Raw genomic sequence first — 1,375 nt, forward strand, 5'->3', positions numbered from 1 at the left:
GCCTCGTGCTCGTCGATCGCGATCGAGCCTGGCGCCGCCGGAAGGGGCGCGGCGGCAGCCGCAGGCTGAGCCGGCCGGCCGAAGTCGACGTCGAACAGGAACGGGACGGGCCGGCTCATCGCGGCGCCTCCGCTCGGCCGACGAGGATCGCGTCAGTAGACAAGCTCATCCTCGCCCTTGCTCTTTGAGATGGTGATCTGGCCGCGGGCCGCGAGATCCTTCGCGAGATTGACCAGAGCGGCCTGCGCCTCGTCGACGTCCCGGAGGCGCACCGGTCCCATCGCCTCCATGTCGTCGGCCAGCATCCTGGCGGCGCGGCTGGAGAGATTGCCGAGAATGAACTCGCGCATCAGCTGGCTCGCCCCCTTGAGGGCGACCGTCAGCCGGTCGCGCGGCGCGTCCCGCAGCAGGGTCTGGATGCCGGCGGAATCGAGCTTCGCCAGGTCGTCGAAGGTGAACATCAGCTGCTTGATGCGCTCCGCGCTTTCCTTGGCGGCCTCTTCGAGCTTGGTCAGGAAGCGGGTCTCGGTCTGCCGGTCGAAGGCGTTGAAGATCTCCGCCATCACCTCGTGGGCGTCGCGCCGCGAGGTCTGCGACAGGCTCGACATCAGCTCCGAGCGCAGCGTCTGTTCGACGCGCTCCAGAATGTCCTTCTGGACGGACTCCATGGCGAGCATCCGACGCACGACGTCGAGCGCGAAATCCTCGGGCAGGATCGCCAGCACGCGCGCGGCCTGCTCGGCCCGGATCTTCGACAGCACCACCGCGACGGTCTGCGGATATTCGTTCTTGAGGTAGTTCGCGAGGGCCGCCTCCGGAACGTTGGAGAGCTTCTCCCACATGTTGCGGCCGGCCGGTCCGCGGATCTCCTCCATGATGGAGCCGACGCGCTCCTTCGGCAGGAACTGCGTGAGCAGCCGCTCGGTGGATTCGACGTCGCCGACGATGCCGCCATTGCTGGTGAGCCGGGACGCGAACTCCACCATCAGGTTCTCGACGGTCTCGACCTCGACGGCGCCGAGCGAGGACATCGCCGCCGAGAGGTCGCGGATCTCGTCGTCGTCGAGCAGTTTCCACACCTCTTCGCCGTGGGTCTCGCCGAGCGCCAGCATCAGGACGGCGGCGCGCTCGACGCCGCTCAGCCTGCGGCCGGTGGATGGGGTGAGGGCGCGAGAGGCCATCTCAGGCGGGCTCCTGCAGCCATTGGCGGATGATGGCGACGCTCTCCGAAGGATTCCCTCGGACGAGTTCTCCCAGCCGGTCGACGCTCTCCGACTTCCGGCCGGATATCTCGGCCGCGGTCAGCCGGCGGCTTCCGGCCGGGATGTCGCCGGCCGTCAGCGCGCCGTCGGCGCCGAGAGGCGTGGCGACGAGG

The 1,375-nt window shown here is 68.8% G+C and carries 1 protein-coding gene and 1 pseudogene; both read right to left on the minus strand.

Annotated elements, in window-relative coordinates; all coding sequences use genetic code 11:
- Window positions 1-152 precede the first annotated feature (152 nt).
- Window positions 153-1,181, minus strand: a complete 1,029-nt coding sequence (gene fliG / locus ACIKT0_RS18285; protein ID WP_407106749.1) for a flagellar motor switch protein FliG — start codon at window positions 1,179-1,181, stop codon at window positions 153-155.
- A 1-nt stretch (window position 1,182) separates the two neighbouring features.
- A pseudogene (locus ACIKT0_RS18290) lies at window positions 1,183-1,375 on the minus strand (flagellar basal-body MS-ring/collar protein FliF); the annotation flags it as partial.

Origin of the sequence: Hansschlegelia beijingensis (genome assembly GCF_045505405.1) — a bacterium.
Taxonomy (GTDB): domain Bacteria; phylum Pseudomonadota; class Alphaproteobacteria; order Rhizobiales; family Methylopilaceae; genus Methylopila; species Methylopila beijingensis_A.